This window comes from Leisingera sp. ANG-S5 (assembly GCF_000813925.1).
Classification (GTDB): Bacteria; Pseudomonadota; Alphaproteobacteria; order Rhodobacterales; family Rhodobacteraceae; genus Leisingera.
Window position 1 is genome coordinate 155220 of sequence record NZ_JWLH01000008.1, and the last position, 21901, is coordinate 177120.

25 protein-coding genes, 2 tRNA genes and 1 pseudogene are annotated in these 21901 nt (G+C 59.3%); 22 read left to right on the forward strand and 6 right to left on the reverse strand.

The genetic code is table 11. The features are described 5' to 3' along the window. Positions 1-5: 5 nt before the first annotated feature. Both RA25_RS13705 and RA25_RS13710 read right to left on the reverse strand, forming a co-directional pair. Positions 6-1199: a restriction endonuclease subunit S gene (locus RA25_RS13705; protein WP_039173161.1), complete on the reverse strand. Its 1194-nt coding sequence runs from the start codon at positions 1197-1199 to the stop codon at positions 6-8. After that, entirely contained in the window at positions 1196-2644 is a 1449-nt protein-coding gene (locus RA25_RS13710) for a class I SAM-dependent DNA methyltransferase (protein ID WP_039173164.1), read from the reverse strand. Before RA25_RS13710 ends, RA25_RS13705 begins: the two co-directional genes overlap by 4 nt. 667 nt (positions 2645-3311) lie before the next feature. On the opposite strand from RA25_RS13710, the gene RA25_RS13720 reads away from it, so the two are divergent. From RA25_RS13720 to RA25_RS23295, 6 genes and pseudogenes are all read left to right on the forward strand, one after another. After that, on the forward strand, positions 3312-4397 hold the full coding sequence (locus RA25_RS13720) for a hypothetical protein (RefSeq protein ID WP_152612205.1): 1086 nt from the start codon (positions 3312-3314) through the stop codon (positions 4395-4397). 375 nt (positions 4398-4772) lie between these two features. Beyond that, positions 4773-4985 (forward strand): hypothetical protein, encoded by a 213-nt coding sequence (locus RA25_RS23110; RefSeq protein ID WP_206539691.1) that lies wholly within the window; start codon positions 4773-4775, stop codon positions 4983-4985. A gap of 69 nt (positions 4986-5054) precedes the next feature. Beyond that, a complete protein-coding gene (locus RA25_RS23020; protein ID WP_193747979.1) occupies positions 5055-5201 on the forward strand; it encodes a hypothetical protein in 147 nt (48 codons plus the stop codon). 76 nt (positions 5202-5277) lie between these two features. Beyond that, positions 5278-6927: a type IV secretory system conjugative DNA transfer family protein gene (locus tag RA25_RS13725; RefSeq protein WP_039173173.1), complete on the forward strand. Its 1650-nt coding sequence runs from the start codon at positions 5278-5280 to the stop codon at positions 6925-6927. A 28-nt stretch (positions 6928-6955) separates the two neighbouring features. After that, positions 6956-7498 carry a hypothetical protein gene (locus RA25_RS22750; RefSeq protein WP_152612206.1) on the forward strand — a complete coding sequence of 181 codons (543 nt, stop codon included), beginning with the start codon at positions 6956-6958 and terminating at the stop codon, positions 7496-7498. Positions 7499-7544: 46 nt separating this feature from the next. After that, positions 7545-8519, forward strand: a pseudogene (locus tag RA25_RS23295) (recombinase family protein); the annotation flags it as partial. Between the two features lie 547 nt (positions 8520-9066). On the opposite strand, the gene RA25_RS13740 reads toward RA25_RS23295, so the two are convergent. After that, positions 9067-9141 (reverse strand) — tRNA-Thr (locus RA25_RS13740). 85 nt (positions 9142-9226) lie between these two features. On the opposite strand from RA25_RS13740, the gene RA25_RS23025 reads away from it, so the two are divergent. From RA25_RS23025 to hisD, 5 genes are all read left to right on the forward strand, one after another. Next, positions 9227-9382, forward strand: coding sequence for a hypothetical protein (locus RA25_RS23025; RefSeq protein ID WP_019295060.1), 156 nt, complete (start codon positions 9227-9229; stop codon positions 9380-9382). Positions 9383-9388: 6 nt separating this feature from the next. After that, positions 9389-10660, forward strand: coding sequence for a UDP-N-acetylglucosamine 1-carboxyvinyltransferase (gene murA / locus RA25_RS13745; RefSeq protein ID WP_019295061.1), 1272 nt, complete (start codon positions 9389-9391; stop codon positions 10658-10660). Further along, complete coding sequence (locus RA25_RS13750) at positions 10657-11133, forward strand: DUF2948 family protein (RefSeq protein ID WP_039173182.1); 477 nt, start codon at positions 10657-10659, stop codon at positions 11131-11133. The genes murA and RA25_RS13750 overlap by 4 nt, the downstream gene beginning before the upstream one ends. Positions 11134-11136: 3 nt before the next feature. Continuing rightward, a complete protein-coding gene (locus tag RA25_RS13755) occupies positions 11137-11649 on the forward strand; it encodes a GNAT family N-acetyltransferase (protein WP_019295063.1) in 513 nt (170 codons plus the stop codon). A 123-nt stretch (positions 11650-11772) separates the two neighbouring features. Beyond that, positions 11773-13074, forward strand: coding sequence for a histidinol dehydrogenase (gene hisD, locus RA25_RS13760; RefSeq protein ID WP_039173186.1), 1302 nt, complete (start codon positions 11773-11775; stop codon positions 13072-13074). Between the two features lie 81 nt (positions 13075-13155). On the opposite strand, the gene RA25_RS13765 is transcribed toward hisD, so the two are convergent. Continuing rightward, positions 13156-13914, reverse strand: a complete 759-nt coding sequence (locus RA25_RS13765; protein WP_039173188.1) for an SDR family oxidoreductase — start codon at positions 13912-13914, stop codon at positions 13156-13158. A 160-nt stretch (positions 13915-14074) separates the two neighbouring features. On the opposite strand from RA25_RS13765, the gene RA25_RS13770 reads away from it, so the two are divergent. The 4 genes from RA25_RS13770 to RA25_RS13785 are packed head-to-tail and all read left to right on the forward strand — an operon-like array spanning position 14075 to position 15995. Beyond that, on the forward strand, positions 14075-14554 hold the full coding sequence (locus tag RA25_RS13770) for a UPF0262 family protein (RefSeq protein ID WP_019295066.1): 480 nt from the start codon (positions 14075-14077) through the stop codon (positions 14552-14554). A 3-nt stretch (positions 14555-14557) separates the two neighbouring features. Further along, positions 14558-15016 (forward strand): arsenate-mycothiol transferase ArsC, encoded by a 459-nt coding sequence (locus RA25_RS13775; protein WP_019295067.1) that lies wholly within the window; start codon positions 14558-14560, stop codon positions 15014-15016. After that, positions 15013-15411: a ketosteroid isomerase-related protein gene (locus RA25_RS13780; protein ID WP_039173191.1), complete on the forward strand. Its 399-nt coding sequence runs from the start codon at positions 15013-15015 to the stop codon at positions 15409-15411. Before RA25_RS13775 ends, RA25_RS13780 begins: the two co-directional genes overlap by 4 nt. Beyond that, positions 15408-15995, forward strand: coding sequence for a GNAT family N-acetyltransferase (locus tag RA25_RS13785; protein WP_039146819.1), 588 nt, complete (start codon positions 15408-15410; stop codon positions 15993-15995). Before RA25_RS13780 ends, RA25_RS13785 begins: the two co-directional genes overlap by 4 nt. A gap of 39 nt (positions 15996-16034) precedes the next feature. Here the strand turns inward: RA25_RS13785 and RA25_RS13790 are convergent, their stop codons facing one another. Next, the gene (locus tag RA25_RS13790; RefSeq protein WP_039173195.1) at positions 16035-16955 is read right to left on the reverse strand and encodes a hypothetical protein; all 921 of its coding nucleotides are present in this window, start codon (positions 16953-16955) and stop codon (positions 16035-16037) included. Positions 16956-17209: 254 nt separating this feature from the next. Between RA25_RS13790 and RA25_RS13795 the strand changes: the two genes are divergently transcribed. The 6 genes from RA25_RS13795 to RA25_RS13820 all read left to right on the forward strand — a co-directional run bounded on the left by RA25_RS13795 (position 17210) and on the right by RA25_RS13820 (position 20523). Further along, the gene (locus tag RA25_RS13795) at positions 17210-18088 is read left to right on the forward strand and encodes a carbon-nitrogen hydrolase family protein (protein WP_039173198.1); all 879 of its coding nucleotides are present in this window, start codon (positions 17210-17212) and stop codon (positions 18086-18088) included. 83 nt (positions 18089-18171) lie between these two features. Continuing rightward, complete coding sequence (gene infA / locus RA25_RS13800) at positions 18172-18390, forward strand: translation initiation factor IF-1 (protein WP_005978431.1); 219 nt, start codon at positions 18172-18174, stop codon at positions 18388-18390. A 176-nt stretch (positions 18391-18566) separates the two neighbouring features. Next, the gene (locus tag RA25_RS13805) at positions 18567-19148 is read left to right on the forward strand and encodes a Maf family protein (RefSeq protein ID WP_019295072.1); all 582 of its coding nucleotides are present in this window, start codon (positions 18567-18569) and stop codon (positions 19146-19148) included. Beyond that, positions 19145-20167: a ribonuclease E/G gene (locus RA25_RS13810; protein WP_039173201.1), complete on the forward strand. Its 1023-nt coding sequence runs from the start codon at positions 19145-19147 to the stop codon at positions 20165-20167. The genes RA25_RS13805 and RA25_RS13810 overlap by 4 nt, the downstream gene beginning before the upstream one ends. Further along, positions 20164-20367, forward strand: coding sequence for a DNA gyrase inhibitor YacG (locus RA25_RS13815; protein ID WP_019295074.1), 204 nt, complete (start codon positions 20164-20166; stop codon positions 20365-20367). The genes RA25_RS13810 and RA25_RS13815 overlap by 4 nt, the downstream gene beginning before the upstream one ends. Before the next feature lie 81 nt (positions 20368-20448). After that, positions 20449-20523, forward strand: a tRNA-Phe gene (locus tag RA25_RS13820). Between the two features lie 437 nt (positions 20524-20960). Here the strand turns inward: RA25_RS13820 and RA25_RS13825 are convergent. Further along, positions 20961-21365 carry a hypothetical protein gene (locus tag RA25_RS13825; RefSeq protein WP_039173204.1) on the reverse strand — a complete coding sequence of 135 codons (405 nt, stop codon included), beginning with the start codon at positions 21363-21365 and terminating at the stop codon, positions 20961-20963. Between the two features lie 107 nt (positions 21366-21472). On the opposite strand from RA25_RS13825, the gene RA25_RS23030 reads away from it, so the two are divergent. After that, on the forward strand, positions 21473-21901 hold a 429-nt coding region (locus RA25_RS23030; protein WP_193747980.1), incomplete at its 3' end, for a hypothetical protein.

The window sequence follows — 21901 nt, forward strand, 5'->3', positions numbered from 1 at the left end:
TTACGTCATGTTAATTCGCCCGCGAAGGCTCTTTGCAAAAGGGATTGTCGAAGGTCTTCGAGGTCTCGTAGTTTTACTTCAAAGCCTTCCTGAAGACGCTCCATATTATCGTAGGCGCTCTGGCAGTTCATGGCGATCTTGCGCTGTTGCTCCAAATCCTTTGGAAATCTTAGGGGAACGGTCTTGAGTAGCTTTGCCTTAATTCCAACGACAGTGGCACCAGTTCCACGGCTGTGGATTTCAGTTTGCATTGGCGGTGACATCAGCGAGAACTTTAAAAATTCCGGCAGAATTACTTCTTGATCCGCCTGCATTGTTATTAGCCTTTGCCCTATTACGACAGTTTCTTCGGTGTCCAACTGTGCGACGTTTGCAAGCGGTGCCTCGGTGGTGAACAAGACATCTCCAAGTTTTGGAAACCCGCGAGTCATCCAGCCGTCGTAGGCACTTTCTAGAATGAACTCTTCGGGCTCTCGTTGGATAAAGCCCATCTTCACATTCTTGGCTGTGATCAGTCGTATTCCACTTTCAGTCTTTGGAGGTGTCTTCCCACGATAGTCAATGAAGCGCACATGATCGTTAAGCTCACATACCTCCCAGCCCGTGTCATGCTCTGAAAACGCCGCCGCAAGGTAGCTCTCGAAAAGTTCCCGTGCATTTAGGAGATTGGCCTCGGCGTGGACACGAGCGCGAGCCAGACCTTCGAAGGCTTCGTCAAGAACCGCAACAATTCGCTGCTGTTCTTCGAGCGGCGGTAGTGGGATCGGCAGTGCTCCCAACTTTGATGCGTTGAAGCCACCTTGCGCGGCACCTTCCGTGCCAAGGGCAATCGCATCCCAGTATTCTGAAGTCTGAAAATAGATGTTTAGAAACTCAGGAAGAACGGTTGTCGTGTTCGGTCTGACCTTGATCAAATAGGAAGCGCATACGGTGTCAGGCGCTTTCCTTATTAGGAAGCTCTTTCCCGTGGTCGCACCAGTTCGAGCAAATACAATGTCACCTTCTCTCACTTTGTGCTTTGCATGATCTTTTTCGGAGACCCTGCAAAAAGGCACCTGATCCCAGTTTACCGCGCCATTTTGGATGTCGGTAATCCGAAGGAAGCGAGGCCCTACAGGTTCGCTGTCAGCTTTAGCCGTGTATCCGTACTTGATGTCGCTGAAATCGCCGAGCGGCCTCGAATCCCATTTTTCCCTCACAGCATCCCCCGAATGTCTTCGAGGATTTGCGCCGTCTCGGCATCCCGCGCCAGCATGTCGGCGATGATCTCTTCCGGGCTGCGCAGCGCTGCGGCCTCCGGCGCGTTAGGGTTTTTGACCGACAGATCGTACGTCGTCTCATCCAGATCGGCGCGGTTCACGATCCAGCTTTTCGGTCCGTTCGGGCAGGTGCGTTGCAGCTCGATGAACTCCGCCAGATCGTCGTCGTTCAGCGGGTTGGTCTTTCCAAGGCTGCGGCCCGGATCAAGCTGATAGTACCAGATGTCCCGCGTGGGTGCGCCTTTCTCAAAGAACAGCACCACGGTCTTGACGCCCGCGCCTTGAAAGGTGCCTGGAGGGCAATCGAGCACCGTATGCAGCTCGGCTGCCTCCAGCAGCTCTTTTCGCAGCGCAATTGAGGCATTGTCAGTGTTGGTAAGGAAGGTGTTCTTGATCACCACGGCGGCGCGTCCGCCCGCCTTCAGCTTGCGGATGAAGTGTTGCAGGAACAGGTAGGCTGTCTCGCCCGTGCGGATCGGGAAGTTCTGTTGCACCTCGCGCCGCTCACCGCCGCCGAAGGGGGGATTGGCGAGGATGATGTCGTGGCGGTCCTTCTCCTGAATATCCATCACGTTCTCATTGAGCGTATTGGAGTGGATCAGGTTTGGAGCTTCGATGCCGTGCAGAACCATGTTCATGATCCCGATGATGTAAGCGAGGCCCTTCTTTTCCTGACCGTAGAAGGTCTTGGTTTGCAGGGTCTCGTATTCGGATGCCGAGAGCGTGTCAGTGCGCAGATAGTCGTAGGCTTCGCAAAGGAAGCCCGCAGAGCCGACCGCGCCGTCATAGATGGTCTCGCCGATCTTCGGAGCAGTCACCTTGATCATAGCGCGGATGAGCGGGCGCGGCGTGTAGTATTCACCGCCGTTGCGGCCTGCGTTGCCCATGCGGCGGATACGAGTTTCGTAGAGCTGCGAGAGCTCATGCCGTTCGGCCTGGGTGTTGAACGAAAGGCCGTCTACGGCTTCGAGCACGTCACGCAAGATGTAGCCAGAACGGAACTTGTTGCGCAGCTCGGTGAAAACTTCGCCGATCTTGTATTGGATCGTTTGCGGGCTCGTAGCGGATTGGCGGAAGGATGCGAGGTACGGAAATAGCTCCTGATCAACAAACTTGATCAGGTCATCGCCGATACGGGCAACGTTGTGGTCAAATTCGCCGCCCTTTTTCGGCGCTGCCCATTTGTCCCAACGGTATTCACCATCAATGATGGGGGTATAGTCGTCGCCGTCGAGCTCAGCACGGTCTGCGCGCTCCGTTTCAAGGTCGTGGAGGTATTTCAGGAACAGAACCCACGAGGTTTGCTCCACGTAATCTAGCTCGTTGGCAATGCCTTCTTCTGCGCGAAGGTCTCGTTCGATTTTGTTGAATGCGTTTTCGTACAATGTGCTCTCTGCCCCGACGAGTTGTGGTTTTGGATCATGTTATCAGGCACATCTTGTGCGTGCATCCCCAAAGAGACCTAGGGGGCAGTTATCCACATTGGAAGAGCGTGCGAGAATGGCGGGCATGGGTGATTTGATCGGGTTCAGCGCCGATGCGGTGACGGTATCCAATCTGCGGAAGGTTGGTCAGGGTTCCAATGGGGCGCGAAGGCTCCGTGGTCGATGGGATGGTTCCAAGGCAAGGGCAGCTATGAAATGCTTCCTTCCTGGTCTCCATGAAATGGTCATGGGGGTATTGGGGGTAGCAAGAACGCTCCCCCGATTGGTGATGCAACGGCCAAAGGTTGCGAGTGGTTTCAAGGGGCGCGATAGCCCTTTGATCGATGGGTGCAGGGAGAGCGAAGTCTCCTGCGACTGATTGAACGGGGATACGTTCTACTGGCTCTTGAACGGGCTCAATGCCCTGGAAGAGCCACAGGCCGGGGGGATGCAACGGGGGCGCGCAGCGGGACCCCTTGCCAAGCAGCGTGGTAGTACCACGCACAGCTTGCGTTCGACGTTATTCTTTCCGCCTTCACGGGGCGCAGACTGGTAGTACCAGACCAAAAGCTTGATGTTGGACAGTATATACTGCCATGCTCGGTGGCCGATGTGCTAACCCTATACAATGCCTAGCCGTAAACTCCGACATAGCGAGACATCTTCATCCTTCGATCCGAAAATGTTTGGGGGTCATGTTCGCCAGCAGCTCAAGAAGCATCGCCTGATAATCAAAGCCAATGAGCATCAGGACTTCCCATGGATCGTCGAGCAGCTAGAGGACTGGCTTGATGGCGAGGTGGTTTGTGAAAGCCTCGAAGACTTATCCGTTCGCGCTAGAGACATGCTACAGCAGATGGCCCGTGACACGCTTCAGACCCTGTACGAACTGTGGAGACGAGAAGGCTACATCACCAAGCCGCATTGTATCGGTTCGCTGGCGAAAACTCTCATTCCAAGCGTTGAAACGAGTGAGCACTTCTTGTTTGCCCTTCAGGAGCAGTGCCTAGTCTATCTTCATCAGACACTCTACTCTGAACCATTTTACGTCCCTCCCGTCACAAAACCTGATGCGAGACATAAGCCTAATAGAAAAAGGAACGAGCTTCCCGATCCAAAGCAACCGGCATGGGCGCCTGTTAATAGACACAAGTCAAAGAAGTTTCAGATAACATGCCGTGTAGAGTGGCACATCAAAGCCCGAATTCAGGCTGCAGCGCATATGATGGGGCAAAGCCAAGCCACGTGGATAGAGAATGCCATAAAGAGCGCACTCCATGATCACGGATTTTCATCAGCGCAAAATCGCTTCGATGATTACGATGGGCAGGTTGATCGCTTTGGTCGAAGGGAAGCCAGACCAGAGCTACCGGAGCCAGATGTCAGCCGCCACGCCAGCGTGAACCGCGCAGATAAGTCTACGACGGTTCGCGTTAGCAAAGACCTGGCCAAGCAGATAGACCGCATAAGGGAGACCCAAAGCAGGTCTCAGTGGCTGATAGACGCCGTCAATTTGTTCATCAATTCAGGGGAGGAGTTGCCGACAGAAACGGTGGCTCCGCGCATGCCACGTACGGAGGTTATCGGTCTTCGCTTTGATCGTGAGTTTTTTGCTGAACTAGCCACGATTATGACCGAATCCGGTCGCTCACAATCAGATTGGCTCCGATCTGTCGCTCTTTGGCGGATAGAAACACTCAAGATGACCCGTTAAGTGGTCACTCTGTATTGCTCTATGTAAATTGTGCCATCACATTTTTCGGAAATCGACTTTTCGACGCCCAAATAAATAATTTTATTTCAAGCGCTTAGAGTGGCCGCCTTGGGTTCTGTTTTCCCGAATGCGTATATCTCGCGCATGGGGGTCGGCCAACTCCCACAGAAACGCTAACCGGGGCAACCAGCCCACAAATCTGAAACGCCCAACGCCGAAAGCACCGCTTTCAGTGAACGGGAGAGGTGCGGCCTCGGTCGCACCAGCAACAAACGAAAGGACGGAAATATAATGTACCCACCACACCATCAAGGCCCTGGAGGTCGAGGTCCAGGTGAAGACTTAAAAGGCGGCTTTGCTACTTGCGCCGCTGCCATGGTCTCCATCGTCGTCAGCCCACCATTCCACGAGTTCACAGCACCCTATGTTTGGGAGTTTTCGCGGCGGAGCTACGGACCCGAAATGGTCGATTTCATCATGGTCTGTTGGATGATCCTGACCTGGCCCCTGACGTTCTTCGCAGCACGCGCAGCGATCATCGCGGGCCTGACAGTCGCAGGTGTCTACATCGCCTATCGACTGATTTGAAAACAATTTGGCTGACTGCACTGAAGTGGCCAGACATCAAAACTGAAACGAAACATGAAAGGAAACCAAATGCCTAAGAAAGTAACCAAAGAAGTCGGCAAGATTTATCGCAGCTACGAAGTCAAGACCTTCGGAGACAAAGTAAAGGAATTCCTCGAAGGACTCGCCGGATTCATCATCATCATGGCAATCATCGGCATCTTCATCGGTGGCTGATCTACCAGCGGGATAGCGGCTCTCTAAAAGCCGCCATCCCACCCCAAACGAAAACTTAAATTGAAAGGAGACCCTCATGCGATTTGAGGAACAATACCCCTATGGCTCGGCGCGTTTCGCCAGCCCACTTGAAATCCACAGCGCCTTCAAGGCGAAGGGCGGCGTGCCGTTTGGCTACTATAATGGGCGCAAGCTCTTCCACGCCAAGAACGCCGGAATGCTGCTGATCGGCGGCGCTGGCTCGGGCAAATTCACTAGCGTCCTTGCGCACCTGATGGATGCGCCTGGTCGGAGCGGCGAGCCTGCACGCTATGCGATCTTCGATCCCAAGCGCGAACTGCGCGCGGTGATGGAGCCGTATTTTGCGCACGTGAAAGCGCGTGTGTACGAGATCAACCCGTACTTCACCCATGGCGTTCAGGGAAATCGGCTCTCTCTTTTGAGCCACCTTACGCCCGATAGCCCGCGTCTGGTTGCGGACTGCCGCCGCGCGGCGCGAACCTTCCTGCCCGAAAGCGGCGGCGGAGACTCGGCTTTCTTCGATCAGAAGGGCCAGAACTGGCTGGATGCTCTGATGCGCGGCCTTGTCCACATGGATGGCGGTGTGTCACCGTCCTCGCTCTATGAGCTGATCGGCATGGTACGCTCATACCCCGAAGCCTGGGAAGAGACGGCTTCGATCATGAGCGCTCTCGGAGAAGGTGATCTTCGCATCACCTATGACGAGATGCTGGATATGGCAGCCGAGAGCCGCCGCACCTTTGACTCTGTCATGGGCGGCATCAGCAACGCACTGGCCTTCATGAACGATCCGCGTCTTCAAGCCGCGCTCGTTCGAAGCAGCGAGGCAGACTTCACGCTGGATGTGCTCTGCGAGAATAGCAGTGATCCCGTCTTCGTCTTCTTCGTCATGCCGCCGGAGATGACTGAACAGAATGCCGCCGTCATTCGCCAGTTCTTCTCTACACTTCGAACGCTCAAGCAGATGCGGCCCGATGCGCCAACGCTCAATCTGGTGATCGATGAAGCCGCCCAGCTCGGGCGCTTCCCAGAAATTGCCGAGTTCTACTCGATTGGGCGCGGCTTCGGACTTTGCCCCGTGTGCGTCTATCAGGACATCGGCCAAATCCGAAACAACCTCGGGCCTACGGGAGCAATGACGCTCTCGGCCAGTGCCGACATCGAAGTCTATCTCGGCGGCGGCATCTCGGATTTGGAGACCGCGCGGCATTTGAGCGCCAAGCTCGGCAACCAGACGCTAGAGCTGGACGATCATCTCACCCAGCACCGTGCGCAACGTGAGATGCGGGTCGCGATGCACGATGCACTCTTCGGGAACAAGGGCGGTGCCATTCGCACAGGGCTTGCGATGAAGGCGCTGGATTATGAACGCGGGCACAAGCGCAAGCAGGCGCGTGCGCTCATGACGCCCGAAGAAATCCTCGGGATGAGTCACAAGCAATCTCTGGTGATGGCATCGGGCTACGGCATTCCGCCCTTCCTTGCGGACAAAAGCCCGTACTTCGTCATGAAGCGATACTCGGGCCTCTATGGGCCGAACCCTTACTTCGACCGCGATCTAAGTACGGTCAAAGTGCCTGGTCGCTTCAAACTGAAGCGATCACTCAAAGTCATCACGGAAGCGGTTCCTGCGGCGCTCGCAGAGTTGCCGCAATACCAAAATGGGACGTGGAGCTTCATCGAAGGCCACCGTCCGAACGTCTGAAAACTGAAATCAGCAAAAGGAGAAAGACATGAAAGTTGAAACGATCACAGCACGTAGCGGCGCGGAAATTTGTAACGAAGCAACCAAAGGTGGTAAAATGAAAGTTGGACAAAGCGTCTTGAATGGCGCTCTGCCTTCCGCCTTCGCTGTTCAGCATGGGGCACCTCAAGGGCATGACGGGAATGATGTACATCCGCTTGTAGCGGATGCGGGAAAACGCACGCCTATGGTGGGAAAGGAGGGTGCGGCCATGAATGAATACGATGAAGAACAGGATGTTCGCTTCACGCTAGATGCGGCGGCTAAGCCAAGTCTGGAGATCGATACGGCGAAGTATCAAGCCTATCTTGATGATCCTTCTCTGAGTGATGCTCAGAAAGACGAGATCATGCAGGCACTCTGGAGCATCATCGTCGCTTTCGTGGACCTCGGCTTCGGCGTCCATCCGGCGCAAGAAGTCTGTGGAAAACCCCAGCAATCGCTTGATGTGCAAGGCGACAAGGATTCTAATGAATCCAAGCCCGTAGACACTTTGAGCAAGAAATTTGTGCGTGCCAGCGATGATACGTGATCGCGGACCGCCAGAAAAAGGAGTTCCGATGAAACATGAACAGAAAATGGAGGGCACCCAACTCAAAGCAGTCATTTACTGCCGGGTGTCCTCGACCAAACAAAAGCTGGATGGTGGCGGTCTGGAAAGCCAGGAGCAACGCTGCCGTGCCTATGCCGAGACCCAAGGCTATGAAGTAGAAGCCGTCTTTCCCGATGATGCATCGGGAGGCGGTGACTTCATGAAACGTCCAGGCATGGTGGCGCTTCTCAGCTACCTCGATGCTCAGCCTGAAAAGAACTACGTTGTGATCTTTGACGATCTCAAGCGGTTTGCGCGTGAGACCGAAATGCACATTAAGCTGCGCCAAGCCTTCAAGGCGCGCGGCGCTTTGGTTGAATGCCTGAACTTTAAATTTGAGGATACGCCCGAAGGCAAATTCATTGAAACGATTATCGCGGCTCAAGGAGAACTTGAGCGCGAACAAAATCGCCGACAAGTCATGCAGAAGATGAAGGCGCGCGTTGAAAACGGGTTCTGGGTTTTCCGCGCTCCAATCGGCTACAAATACGTCTCGGCCAAAGGTGGTGGCGGCAAGGTTCTCGTCCCCGATGAGCCGCTTGCCTCGACTGTCCGAGAGGCCCTGGAGGGCTTTGCGACTGGTCGTTTCGCCTCCCAAGCCGAAGTACAACGCTTCTTCGAGCGATGCCCGCACTTCCCGAAAGACTTCCCTGACGGTCGGCTCCGTCCAATGACGGTCTCGCGACTACTGAAGAAAGTCGTCTACGCCGGATACGTTGAAGCGCCCAAATGGGGTGTCTCAGTCCGAAAGGGGGAGCATGAGGGTCTGATCAGCTTCGAAACCTTCGAGCGTGTGCAAGAAGCGCTTGCTGGCCGTGCGCGACCTGCTGCGCGGAAGGATTTCAACGAAGATTTCCCGCTGCGAGGATTTGTGCACTGCGATGACTGTGGCAAACCAATGACTGCTTGTTGGTCAAAGGGGTGCCGCAAGCACTACGCATATTATCTGTGCGATACGCGCGGCTGTCCGTCGAAGCGGAAGTCGATCCCGCGTGCCAAGGTCGAAGATGGCTTTGCAGACATTCTCAAAGCCATGCAGCCGACGAAGCAACTCTTCACGCTTGCTCGTGTGATGTTTGAGGATGCTTGGAATGCACGGCTCCAGTCCGTCACGGCATCCCAAGGGGAGATCAAGCGTCAGCTCAAAGCCGTTGAGAAGCAGATTGAGAGCCTTTTGGATCGCATTGTGGAGGCAAATAGCCAAGCCGTGATCAGTGCATACGAGACGCGCCTAGCAAAGCTTGAGCGCGAGAAGTTCGTGTTGGCTGAGAAAGAGGCTTCTGGGCTGCCCCCAAAGGGACGGCTGGAGGAATTTATCGAACTATCGCTCAAATTCCTAGCAAACCCTTGGAATATTTATAAAAATGGCGATCATGCCACCCGTCAAACGGTGCTCCGTTTGGCCTTCGTGGAGCCTCTTCAGTATAGCCGAAATCAAGGTTATCGAACTCCCGAAATTTCCTTTCCCTTCAAGGTGTTGGAGGGCATTTCAGGCGCAAAAAAGCAGATGGTGCTGCTGGAGAGAATTGAACTCTCGACCTCTCCCTTACCAAGGGAGTGCTCTACCTCTGAGCTACAGCAGCGCCGGTGAGGGGGCTTTTAGGCATAAACGCGGGGGGGTGCAAGACCATTCTGGACGGTTTTTTCGCACTAAGTTACAGAAGTCTTATGGCAGAGAAGAAATCACCTAAAAACGACGGTTCCGCAGCATCGCGCGAAGACCGGCTGAAGGCGGCGCTGAAGGCTAACATGGCCCGGCGCAAGGCACAGGCCAAGGCGCGGGCAGACAAGCAGGACCAGGACACGGGCAAGAGCGGAGAATAACGTCAGATGGATTCGATTCTGGTAACGGGCAACGGCCCGCTGAACGGGCAGATCCCGATTGCCGGCGCCAAGAACGCCTGCCTCACCCTGATGCCGGCCACGCTGCTGAGCGAGGAGCCGCTGACGCTGACCAACGCGCCACGGCTCAGCGACATCAAAACCATGACGCTGCTGCTGCAATCGCTGGGCGCCGAAGTGTCGAGCCTGCAGGATGGCCAGGTGCTGGCAATGTCGAGCCACGACCTGACCAGCCATGTCGCCGACTATGACATCGTCCGCAAGATGCGCGCGTCTAACCTGGTGCTGGGTCCGATGCTGGCCCGGCTGGGCCAGGCTGTTGTGTCACTGCCCGGCGGCTGCGCCATCGGTGCACGCCCGATGGATCTGCACATTCACGGGCTGGAAGCGCTGGGTGCCGAAATTGAGCTGAAGGACGGCTATCTGCACGCCAAGGCACCCAAGGGCTTGAAAGGCGCGGTGGTGGAGCTGAGCTTTGCCTCCGTCGGAGCGACCGAGAACATCATGATGGCGGCGACACTTGCCAAGGGCACCACCGTCATCAAAAACGCCGCGCGCGAGCCGGAAATCGTCGATCTGGCCGATTGCCTGCGCAAGATGGGTGCGCAGATTGAGGGCGACGGCTCCCCCGACATCACCATCCAGGGCGTCGACCGGCTGCATGGCGCCACCCACCAGGTGGTGACCGACCGGATCGAACTGGGTACCTATATGCTGGCCCCCGCGATCTGCGGCGGCGAGGTGGAGCTGCTGGGCGGCCGCCGCAGCCTGCTGGACAGCTTCTGCACCAAGCTGGAAGCAGCCGGCATCGAGATCACCGAAGGCAAGAACAGCCTAACCGTCAGCCGCAAGAACGACCGGGTGCGCGCTGTGGATGTGGTGACCGAACCCTTCCCTGGCTTCCCCACCGACCTGCAGGCGCAGATGATGGCGCTGATGTGCACCGCCGAAGGCACCGCGGTTCTGGAGGAGAAGATTTTTGAAAACCGATTCATGCACGCGCCAGAACTGGTGCGCATGGGCGCCCAGATCGAAGTCCACGGCGGCCATGCCACGGTGACCGGTGTCGAGAAACTGAAGGGCGCACCGGTGATGGCCACCGATCTGCGCGCCTCTGTTTCGCTGATCCTGGCCGGCATGGCGGCAGAAGGCGAAACCAAGGTCAGCCGGGTCTACCACCTGGACCGCGGCTATGAGCATGTGGTGCGCAAGCTGTCCGGTGTCGGTGCAAAAATCGAGCGGATCAAGGAGCAGTCATGACAGATGCCAGCTTCGAGGATGGCCGCGAGGCGCCGCTGAATCTGGGCGCGCTGGAGGAGGAGGACCTTAAAGTCCTGTCCTCGCTGCTGCAGGACGCGGTGTTTCCGGTGACTGAAATGAGCTGGCGCGCGGCAGAGCGCCGCTTTGCCCTGCTAGTCAACCGGTTTCGCTGGGAAGACCGCGACTCGGCAGAGCGCCGGGGCCGGACTTATGAACGGGTGCAGTCGCTGCTGGTCGTGGACAATGTGCTGGGGGTGTCCTCACAAGGGGTCGACCGCAAGGACAAGGACCTGATCCTGTCGCTGCTCTCTGTCACCTTTGAGCCGGGCGAAGACGGCGCGGGCCATGTGCTGCTGACCCTTGCAGGCGATGGTGCGGTGCGTCTGTCGGTGGAGGCGCTGGAGGTCTCCCTGCGCGATGTCACACGGCCCTACCAGGCCCCTTCCGGCCAGGCGCCGGACCACGGCGCCTGAACCGTGCAGAACAAGCGCGGCATTTCCCAGGCCTTCGCCGCCCCGGCGGCACCGCTGGAGATCCGCCGCGCGACGGTTTTTGACGTCTTTGCCATGAGCCGGGTTCTTATCGCCTCGATCCGCGATATGTGCCAGGCCGACCACTGCGGTGATGCCACCCGGATCGCGGAGTGGACTGCAAACAAGACGCCGGAGGAGATCCGCGGCTGGGTTGGCGGACCGGGGCGTTACTGGCTGGCCGAACATGGCGGAGAGGCCGCCGCCGTAGGCGGGCTCTCTCCGGGCGGTGCCATCTCCCTGCTGTATGTTGCCCCAGCCGCGGCCGGCAGGGGCACTGGCGCCGCGATGCTGGCTCATTTGGAAACAGAACTGCTGCGGGATGGCCATACCGAGGGCCGCCTTGATGCCACCCGGACAGCGCTGGACTTCTACCGCAAACACGGCTGGGAGACCTCGGAGGAGACCGGCGGATGCTGCGGTACCCCCTGCATTCCGATGCGCAAAGCCCTGGACTAAGGTCTCAGCGCCTTTGGCTGGGCATACCCAGTCCTTTTGCCTTGCGTCCAATTGCACCGGCTTCACGCATAAATCTTGAGGCTCTGCCCCCATGCCGCTATGCGGGGGCCAAAGGAGATCCCGATGCCGCAGTTTCTGAACACCGCCGATGCCGGTTTTGAACAGTCCTTCACCGCGCTTTTGGGTGCCAAACGCGAGGACAGCCCGGATGTGGATGCCATCGTGGCCGGGATCATTGCAGATGTACGTGCCCGCGGCGATGCGGCGCTGGTGGAGCTGACGGCGAAATTCGACCGGCTGGAACTGGACGCATCGCAACTGCGTTTCACCGAAGCCGAGGTGGATGCAGCGATCGCTGATGTTCCGGCAGAGGAGCGCAGCGCGCTGGAGCTGGCGGCAGAGCGCATCCGTGCCTATCACGCGCGCCAGATGCCGGAAAATGCACAGTGGACGGACGAGAGCGGCGCAACGCTGGGCTGGCGCTGGTCGGCGGTCTCTGCTGCCGGGCTTTATGTTCCAGGCGGGCTGGCCTCCTACCCGTCCTCGGTTCTGATGAACGCGATCCCGGCCAAAGTTGCCGGTGTCGAACGGCTGGCGATCACAGTGCCGACCCCGGACGGGCAAGTGAACCCGCTGGTACTGCTGGCGGCGCGGCTGGCGGGTGTGGATGAGATCTACCGCGTCGGCGGCGCGCAGGCGGTGGCGGCGCTGGCCTATGGCACCGAGAGCATCGCGCCGGTGGACAAGATCACCGGCCCCGGCAACGCCTTTGTCGCCGCGGCCAAGCGGCGGGTGTTCGGCAAGGTCGGCATCGACATGATTGCAGGCCCATCGGAGATCCTGGTGATTGCGGACAAGGACAACAACCCGGACTGGATCGCCCTGGACCTGATGAGCCAGGCCGAACACGACGAAAGCGCCCAGTCGATCCTGATCACCGATGACGAAGGCTTTGGCCGTGCGGTAGCTGAGGCCGTGGACAAGCGCCTGGAAACGCTGGAGCGCCGCGCCATTGCCGGCGCCTCCTGGCGCGATTTCGGCGCGGTGATCACGGTGAGGGACCTGGATGAGGCGGCAGCGCTGTCGAACCGCATTGCGCCGGAGCACCTGGAGCTGTGTGTCGCCGATCCGGTAGCCTTGAGCGAAAAAACAGTGCACGCCGGCGCCATCTTTCTCGGCCAGTACACCCCCGAAGCAATTGGCGATTACGTTGGCGGACCGAACCACGTGCTGCCGACAGCACGCTCTGCCCGGTTCTCTTCCGGCCTGTCAGTGATGGATTTCCTCAAGCGCACGACGCTAAGCCAGATGACCCCGGATTCGCTGCGCGCCATCGGCCCTGCAGCCGAGGTGCTGGCAAAAAGCGAAAGCCTGGAAGCGCACGGGCTGTCAGTAACTGCACGTCTGGCTGCGCTGAACGGGTAACGCAGAAAGGGGCGCTGCCCCTCTGCGCGTGCCGCGCATTCACCCCGGGATATTTGGGGCCAGAAAGAAGCGGCTGGCAGATCAATAATGCGCAGTGTATCCGCCGTCCACGGCCAGTACCTGCCCGGTGATGTAAGACGCGGCGGGTGACGCGAGGAACAGGATCGCGGGAGCAAGCTCTTCCGGTTCGCCCCAGCGGCCCAGCGCGGTAGCGTTTCTGAGCTTCTCCGCAATTGCCGGATCCGCAGCTGCGGCCATATTGGGTGCGGTCTTGAAGAAGCCCGGGGCAATCGCGTTCACCGTGATCCCCTGGGGGCCAAGCTCTGCCGCCAGCGCCTTGGTCATGCCGTTGATGCCGGCCTTGGCGGTGGTATAGGCGGCGTCGCCGGATTGCGCGATGAGGCCAGCAATCGACGAGATGTTGATGATGCGGCCCCAGCCCTTGGGCGCCATCTGCGCCGCCGCCATCTGGGACAGGCGGAAGGGCGAGACCAGGTCGACCTCCCACAGCGATTGCAGATCGGCACGGGTGAATTCGGGCAGGCTGCGCCGGTCGCGCTGGCCGACGTTGTTGACCAGGATGTCCAGCCCGCCCTCCTGTGCGATCTCGGCCATCGCCCTGGTCGCGGCGCTTTCGTCGGCGATATCCAGCACCAGCGGGCGGGCGGTGCCGGGCAGCCGGGCGCGCGCGGCATCCAACCGCGCCCTGCTGCGGCCATTGATCCAGACCTCAGCCCCGGCCTCTGCCAGAAGGCGGGCCGCGGCGAAGCCGAGACCGTCAGTGGAGCCGGTCACCAGCGCACGTCGGCCATGAAGGGAAAACTGTTCGAGGGCTGTCATTTCTCTGTCTCCTGCTGGCGGCAGGCTGGTTGCGGAGGCGTTGCCTGTCAAGCACTGCCGCAAACGGGCAGGCGTTTGACGCCCGCTGCTGCATTGCCCCGGGCAAAGCGGTGCGATACTCATGGCCGGACGCCCCTGCGCAGATCAGAGACAAAGACCCATGAGCCGCATCAGCCATATCGAACTGGACGACCGCAACCTGCCGCCCCCGACGCCCGAGATCGAGCAGGAGCGCAAGGTGGCGATCTATGACCTGATCGAGGACAACAGCTTTGCCCTGCCGCAGCGGGAAGACCGCGACATTCCGGCCGGTCCCTACCACTTGGGGCTGGCGATCCGCGACAAGCGGCTGGTCTTTGACATCAACACCGAAGCCGGGGAGAAGGCTGCAGAGTTTCACCTGTCGCTGTCGCCCTTCCGGCAGGTGGTCAAGGACTACTACCAGATCTGTGAGAGCTATTTCACTGCGGTAAAGACAATGCCCCCCAGCCAGATCGAAACCATCGACATGGCGCGGCGCGGCATTCACAACGAAGGCAGCCGGGTTCTGCAGGAAAGGCTGGAGGGCAAGGCCGAGGTCGACACCGACACCGCCCGCCGCCTGTTCACCCTGATCTGCGTCCTGCACTTCGGAGGCTGACGCGTGGAGGAGCTGCCGCAGTCCGTTCTGTTCTGTTGCGACCACAATTCGGTCCGCTCTCCGATGGCGGAGGGCATCATGAAGAAATTCTATGGCACCGGCACCTATGTGCAATCGGCCGGGGTCAAGAACGATATGGAGATCGACGGCTTCTCCATCGCGGTCTGCCAGGAGATCGACGTGGAACTGTCGCGCCACCGGTCGCGCTCCTTTGACGAGATGGAGCGCTGGGGCGATGACTTGTCGTCCTTTGACCTGGTGGTGGCGCTGTCGCCCGCCAGCCAGCGCCGGGCGCTGGAGCTCACCCGTTTTTTTCACCTCGATGTCGAATATTGGCCGATAATGGACCCTACCGGGCTCGGCGAGACGCGCCAGGCCAAGTTAGATATCTACCGTCAAACACGGGATCAAATCATCCAGCACCTGAAGAACCGCTGGGGTGAACCGACGGAGAGAACATGACCGACACCATCGCGCGCTATTTCGCAGCCTTCAACGCCGGCGACACGGACACCATGCTGGACTGCCTGGATGAGCAGATTGCCCATCATGTGAACGAGGGCAAAATCCGGGTGGGCAAGGAGAAGTTCGCGGAGTTCTGCGCCCATATGGACCGCTGCTACAAGGAAGAGCTGACCGATATGGTGATCTTTTCCGCAGAGGGCGGCAGCCGCGCCGCAGCGGAGTTCATCGTCAACGGCACCTATCTGGCAACCGACGAGGGCCTGCCGGAGGCCAAGGGCCAGACCTACCGCCTGCCTGCGGGCTCGTTCTTTGAGCTGAAGGACGGCAAGATTTCCCGCGTCACCACCTATTACAACCTGGCGGACTGGATAGCCCAGGTCTCAGCCGGATGACCATCCGGGTTGAAGCCATGACCGGCGCGGCGCTGGAGGCCGCGCTGGACGATGTGGCGCACCTGCGGATCACGGTGTTCCGCGCCTGGCCGTATCTATACGACGGGGATCTGGCCTATGAGCGGGAGTATCTGCAAAGCTACCGCGACAGCGCCCGCGCCGTGGTGGTCGGGGCCTTTGACGGGGATACCCTGGTGGGGGCCTCCACTGGCGCACCGCTGGCGGATCATGCAGATGATTTTGCGGCCGCGTTTGAAGGCGCCGGAATTGACCTGAACGACGTCTTCTACTGCGCCGAATCCGTGCTGCTGCCGGAATACCGCGGGCATGGCGTCGGTCATGGGTTCTTTGACGCGCGCGAGGCACATGCCCGGAAGCACGGGTTCAAGAAAACCGCCTTTTGCGGCGTGCAGCGTCCGGCGGATCATCCTTTGCGGCCTTCGGATTACGCGCCGCTGGATCCCTTCTGGCGCAAGCGCGGGTATGCGCCTCTGGAGGGTGCCATTGCGTATTTTTCCTGGAAGGATGTGGATCAAACCGGGGAAACCAGCAAGCCGCTGCAGTTCTGGATCCGGGATCTGTAACGGAGACAGGCGCCCCGACGGGCGCCTGACTGATTTGGCTCAGACGCCTTCTGGCCGCGCCGCCTGCACTTCTTCCAGCGCGATCTTCTGCTGGGTGGCATAAAGCTTCACGGAATCGCGGGCGTCATCAAATGTGCGCTTGGCCGCTGTCACCGCCTTGCCGGCCGCAACATATTCCTTCTTGCTGTAATCTTCCTGTTTGAACTGCTTGTAGTTCTCGGCGAGCTCCTTGAACAGTTTGGGCAAAGCGCCCTTCACGTTCTTGGCGTGGGCATCGATCTTGTAGGCCTTGGTCAGGTCGCGAATGCCCTTGTCGGCCTGGGCTTCGATCTTGGAGCGATCCGCGCCCTCCTTGTGATAGGCGGACTTCCAAGCCTTCTTGATTGCTTCCAGCTTGTTCAGCGCAGCATTCACATCCTTGGAAATGTCCAGGCAGGCGGCTTCGATCTTCTTGCCACGCACCTCGGCTGCCTTGATCTCCTTGATGATCAGCTTGCGGGTTTCTTCGTGCTCTTTCTTGAGCTTGGCCAGATGCTTGTCGGTTTCCTCGTTGGCCTTCTCGGCCTTCAGCTGCTGCGCCATTTGCTTTTGCTTGATCTTGTCCGCGTTGCGGGCCAGATCCGCCGCCGCATCTTCGCGTTTTTCGATCTGCTTGGCATAGGCCAGACACAGCTCGCGGCTGTGGGACTGCAGCTTGCCGCATTTGCCGCGCGCCTTGAGCATCGCGTTGGCCAGCATGCTGAAGGCCTGAACGATCTCCGGCATGTTATCCAGATCCGCCTTGGCCGGGTCGCCTGACGGCGGCACACCCAGTTTTTCCAGCTGGTCCATGTATTTAGCCACACCGCTGCCTTTGCAGGCGCCGGCACGGTATTCGCGCCAGAATTTGGTGCGGAAACCTTTTTTCGGGATGTCGGCAATAACGCCTTTCAGGTTCTTGTCATCAAGCTTGGTCGCCAAGGGAGTGGTCCTTCTTTCAATAAATCAAATGATCCGCTGCACGAGAGAATGGCCAAAATGCCGGGCAGCACCAAGATGGAACGCAGCACGCGGCTGTTTCCGTTGCAAAAATGTGCATTCTGTTTGAGTTTTTTCGGCGTGCCCGGCATCAGATGAAACCAGGGTGCCGCATAGCCTTGCGCAGGGCCGCTATGCCGGGCAATCCTTCGGAAGGACCGCACCGGGATGCGGCCACTGACTGCCGGAGAGACCGCATGAAAATCGCCACCGCCGCCTATCCGCTCGACTGGCTCGAAAGCTGGGCCCAGTACGAAGACAAGCTGGCCGCCTGGGTGGCAGAAGCCGCCGGCAATGGCGCGCAGCTGCTGGTGTTTCCCGAATACGGCGCGATGGAGCTGTCCACGCTGGATGGCGCTGCGGTTGCAGGTGATCTGGAGCAGTCGATTCATTCCGTATCGGAGAAAATGGAAGATGCGGCAGCGCTGCACCTGAAACTGGCTGCGGAACATGGCGTGCATATCCTCGGCGCCTCTGCCCCGGTGAACAGCGGGCTGGACCGGCCGGTGAACCGTGCGGAGCTTTACACGCCCACTGGCAAGCGGGATCATCAGGACAAGCAGATCATGACCCGGTTCGAGCGCGAGGAATGGGGCATCACGGGCGGCGGGCCGCTCAAGATCTTTGACACGTCCCTGGGGAGAATCGGCGTGCTGATCTGTTATGACAGCGAGTTCCCATTGCTGGGCCGCGCGCTGGCGGAGACAGATGTGATTCTGGTCCCATCCTGCACCGAGGCGCTGGCCGGCTATTGGCGGGTGCGCATCGGCGCGATGTCGCGGGCGCTGGAAAACCAGTGCGTGACCGCCATGGCCTCTATTACCGGGGCCAATGAATGGTCGGAAGCGGTGGACATGAACACCGGCACAGGCGGCATTTTCGGCCCGCCGGACAAGGGCTTCCCCGGCACCGGTGTTCTGGCCGAAGGCACCCTGAACCAGCCGGGCTGGACCTATGGAGAAGCGGACCTGGAGGCAATCGCCCATGTAAGGGCAGATGGCGGAGTGCTGAACCGGCTGCACTGGGAGGAGCAAATGCCGCGGGTGAAATCGGTCACAAAGGCCGCACTTTGCTGATTGAGCCCTTGAAATATTGGAAAAATGACCCCATTTAAGCGCACGTCCCGCAGTTTGCGGGTTAACCCAATGATGGAGACAACATGGCCAAGGAAGATACGCTCGAATTTCCCGGTGTCGTGAAGGAACTCCTGCCTAACGCGACGTTTCGGGTCGAGCTTGAGAACGGCCATGAAATCATCGCACATACGGCAGGCAAGATGCGCAAGAACCGCATCCGTGTTCTGGCTGGCGACAAGGTCCAGGTGGAAATGACCCCCTATGACCTGACCAAGGGCCGGATCAACTACCGCTTCAAGTAAGCGTTTGATCTGGAAGAAATATCAAGGCCCGGCATTCTGCCGGGCTTTTGTTTTTGGCGGCCTGACGGCCGCAGCTTCCGGCAGGGATATTTCGGGCAAGAGGAAAAGACCCGGCCCGCTTTCCTGACGGCGGATTTCGCCTTATGACAGGCGCAAAGAGATAAGAGGGCCACGGCATGGCATTTATCCTGGGATCGGGCAGCCCGCGGCGGCTGCAATTGCTGGCGCAACTGGGTGTGCATCCGGACGAGGTGTGCCCGCCGGAAATCGATGAGACCCCCCGAAAAGGCGAACTGCCGCGCGACTATTGCGCGCGCGTCACACGGGAAAAGACCGAAGCCGTTCCAGCCGGCCCTGATGACGTCGTTCTCTGCGCAGACACCACTGTGGCGCTTGGCCGCCGCATCCTGGGCAAGCCGCGCGATGCAGGCGAAGCCGCAGAATTCCTGCTGGCACTTTCCGGCCGCCGCCACCGCGTGATTACCGCCGTTGCGGTGCGCCGCGGGGACCGGGTATGGGAGAAAGACGTGGTCAGCCAGGTGAAGATGAAAAACCTCTCTGACGAGGAACTGAACGCCTATCTCACCACCGGCGATTGGGAGGGCAAGGCCGGCGCCTATGCCATCCAGGGCCCTGCCGGCGCTTTCATTCCGTGGATCAGCGGATCCTTTACCGGCATCGTCGGTCTGCCGCTCTCTGAAACCGCAAACCTGCTGCGCGCCGCCGGGCTGCCGCTCTATCAGGAGGCCGCCGCATGAAGGGCCGCACCATCATTCTCGACCACATCCAGGACCGCGAAGCCGCAGCCCTTATGGTGGACGGCAAGCTGGAAGACATCCTGGTCGAAAGCGACGCCCCTGCCCCCGGCACCATCTACCGCGCCCGCGCCGACCGGCCGGTCAAGGGCCAGGGCGGCATGTTCCTGACCACGCCGGACGGCCCAGCCTTCCTGCGCCAGGTCAAGGGGCTGGCACCGGGCCAGATGATCCTGGTGCAGGTCTCCGGCTATGCCGAGCCTGGCAAAGCCATTCCGGTGACCCAGAAGCTGCTGTTCAAGAGCCGCTTCGCCATTGTCACGCCGGAGGCGCCGGGGCTGAACATCTCGCGCAGCATCCGCGACGAGGATGAACGCGACCGGCTGCTGGAGATTGCCCATGAGGAAATGGACGCCTCTGGTTACGGCTTGATCCTGCGCTCTGCCTGCGCCGGGGCAGACAGTGAAGAGATCGCCGAAGACGTTGCCACCATGGCGGCCATGGCGGCGCAAGTGATGCAGGATGAAGGGACCGAGCCTGAGGTTCTGGCCCAAGGCGACACTCCGCACCTGCTGGCCTGGCGGGACTGGGTAGAACCTGCGGATATTGAGCGCGAGCCGGGCGGGTTTGAGCGCCTCGGCGTGCTGGACGCACTGGACACGGCTCAAGGCATCCGCGAGCCGCTGCCAGGGGGTGCTTTCCTGTTCATCGAGCCGACCCGCGCCCTGGTCGCGGTGGATGTGAACACCGGTTCGGACACCTCTCTTGCAGCAGGCATCAAGGCCAATATGGCGGCCGCCAAGGCCCTGCCCCGCGCCCTGCGGATGCGCGGCCTGGGTGGACAGATCGTGCTGGACCTGGCCCCGATGCCGAAAAAGGACCGCCGCGGGTTTGAAACCGCGCTGCGGGCCGCTTTCCGGGCGGATTCCGAGGAAACCGTACTGGCAGGCTGGACCAACCTCGGCCACTACGAATTGCAGCGCAAGCGCGGCCGGATTGCCCTGAGCGAGGTGCTGAAATGAGCTGTCCGGTCTGCGGCGGGGAATCGCAAAAGAGCTACCGCCCATTCTGCTCCAAGCGCTGTGCCGATATCGACCTCGGAAAATGGCTGACCGGCGCCTACTCAGTGCCCAGCCAGGACCCGGAAGACATTGAAAACGCTTTGGAAGAAGCGGAACGCGCGCAAGCATCCAAAGAAAAACCGCAGCAGACGCGCCATTAGCGATTTTCTTTGAAAAACCCTCTGGACACCGCCGCGCCCACGGCATAGAAGGCCCCCACCCAAGGCGAACAGCCTTCCCGTGCCCGGGTAGCTCAGGGGTAGAGCAGTGGATTGAAAATCCTCGTGTCGGTGGTTCGATTCCGCCCCCGGGCACCATTTAACTAATCAAGCTTCTGGTTAAGCCGCTGAAAAGCAAGAAAAATTGGCGATGAGACTCTTCAAGAGCGCCATAATTGCTACAGTTTTTGCTACGGACAATACTAAGGCGATGGGGCCGTCGCGGCGGGATTGCCCCCTGATATCGGCCAAACCAAGAGAAGTTCGCGGTGCCCTCAACATTGACGCCCCGGGAGCAAAAAAATCGCGAAGGCGTATACTTGGGCATTCGTGTGAGCCGCGGCATCAGCGTCTGCGCTCTGCACCGTCTGCGCAGTGTTGGCGGGTGATCCGGAACCGCATGTTCAAATGCACAGCGAAGGCTTCAATAAACAAGCCCCCCAGCAGCGGCCCTGTTTTCTCAGCCCCGTTTCGCGCACCGGATGAGGAAAGCGGTTCGCAGTCAAGGCGGCGCATCACGGGATGCGCCGCGGATCTTAGGTTTCGAACAGGGCGTTCGCAATAGCTTCCGCTTCAGCGGCGTCGAGAGCATGCTCAACAGCCGTAGCCAAGTCGACGACCTCATCGAGAACAACGAGCAGGGCGCTGGCGCGTTCCGTGCGAACCGACACTTGATAACCGCAATCGGGATCATGCTCATGACCACGCCATGCAAAAGTCGTCTCTTTCTCGGCCTCCTGCCCAAGGAGCACGATGAGTGCTTCCAGATCACTTAGGAAAGTTTCGTTGATGATGGTCCGCGCGCCAATCCGCCGACTGATATCACCCGCGATTTTGCGATGACGTGGAGCCAGCAGTGGAATGATTTTCGCGTCGAGGCACTTGCCCACTGTGCGGGAGTGGCCGAGGGCAACAGCTACGAGTCCGGAGACATTGTCCATCAAGCGACCTCCTTGATACCAGTTTCGGCGTAGATGCGCATCGCATCAAGACCTCGATCGAGAGCTTCGGCGCAGAGCCGCGCATCGTCGGCGCGAGGATCGTCGGGATGAACCGAGAGGAAACGGACCGCCTCGAAGCTGTCGATTTCGCCAGTGAATTCGAGCGTCAGAAGCCGGCGGAGAGCAGCCAGATCTGCCTCAACCTCCTCGAGCCCTTCCCCGCGGGCTATTGCCTCTGCCACCACCAGAGCGCGGTTTTTCCAAGACTCCCCTCCGAGGAGTTCGGCCGCTGCGGCGAGACGATCCGCATCAGCCTGGAGCCAAGCGGCGAATTTTCCGCATCGTCTGTCTCCTCGCTTGGAGAACAGGCTAACTTCAAATCGCGGACTTTTCAGGGGAGCACGTCAGGGGATCTGGCCGGGCTGCTGCGGCTTGCGGCGGGTACGGAGGGTCCCAACACGAAGAAGGCCCCGGATGGTTCATCCGAAGCCTTTGATATGTCAGGTGAATTAGTGTTGGTTGCGGGAGCAGGATTT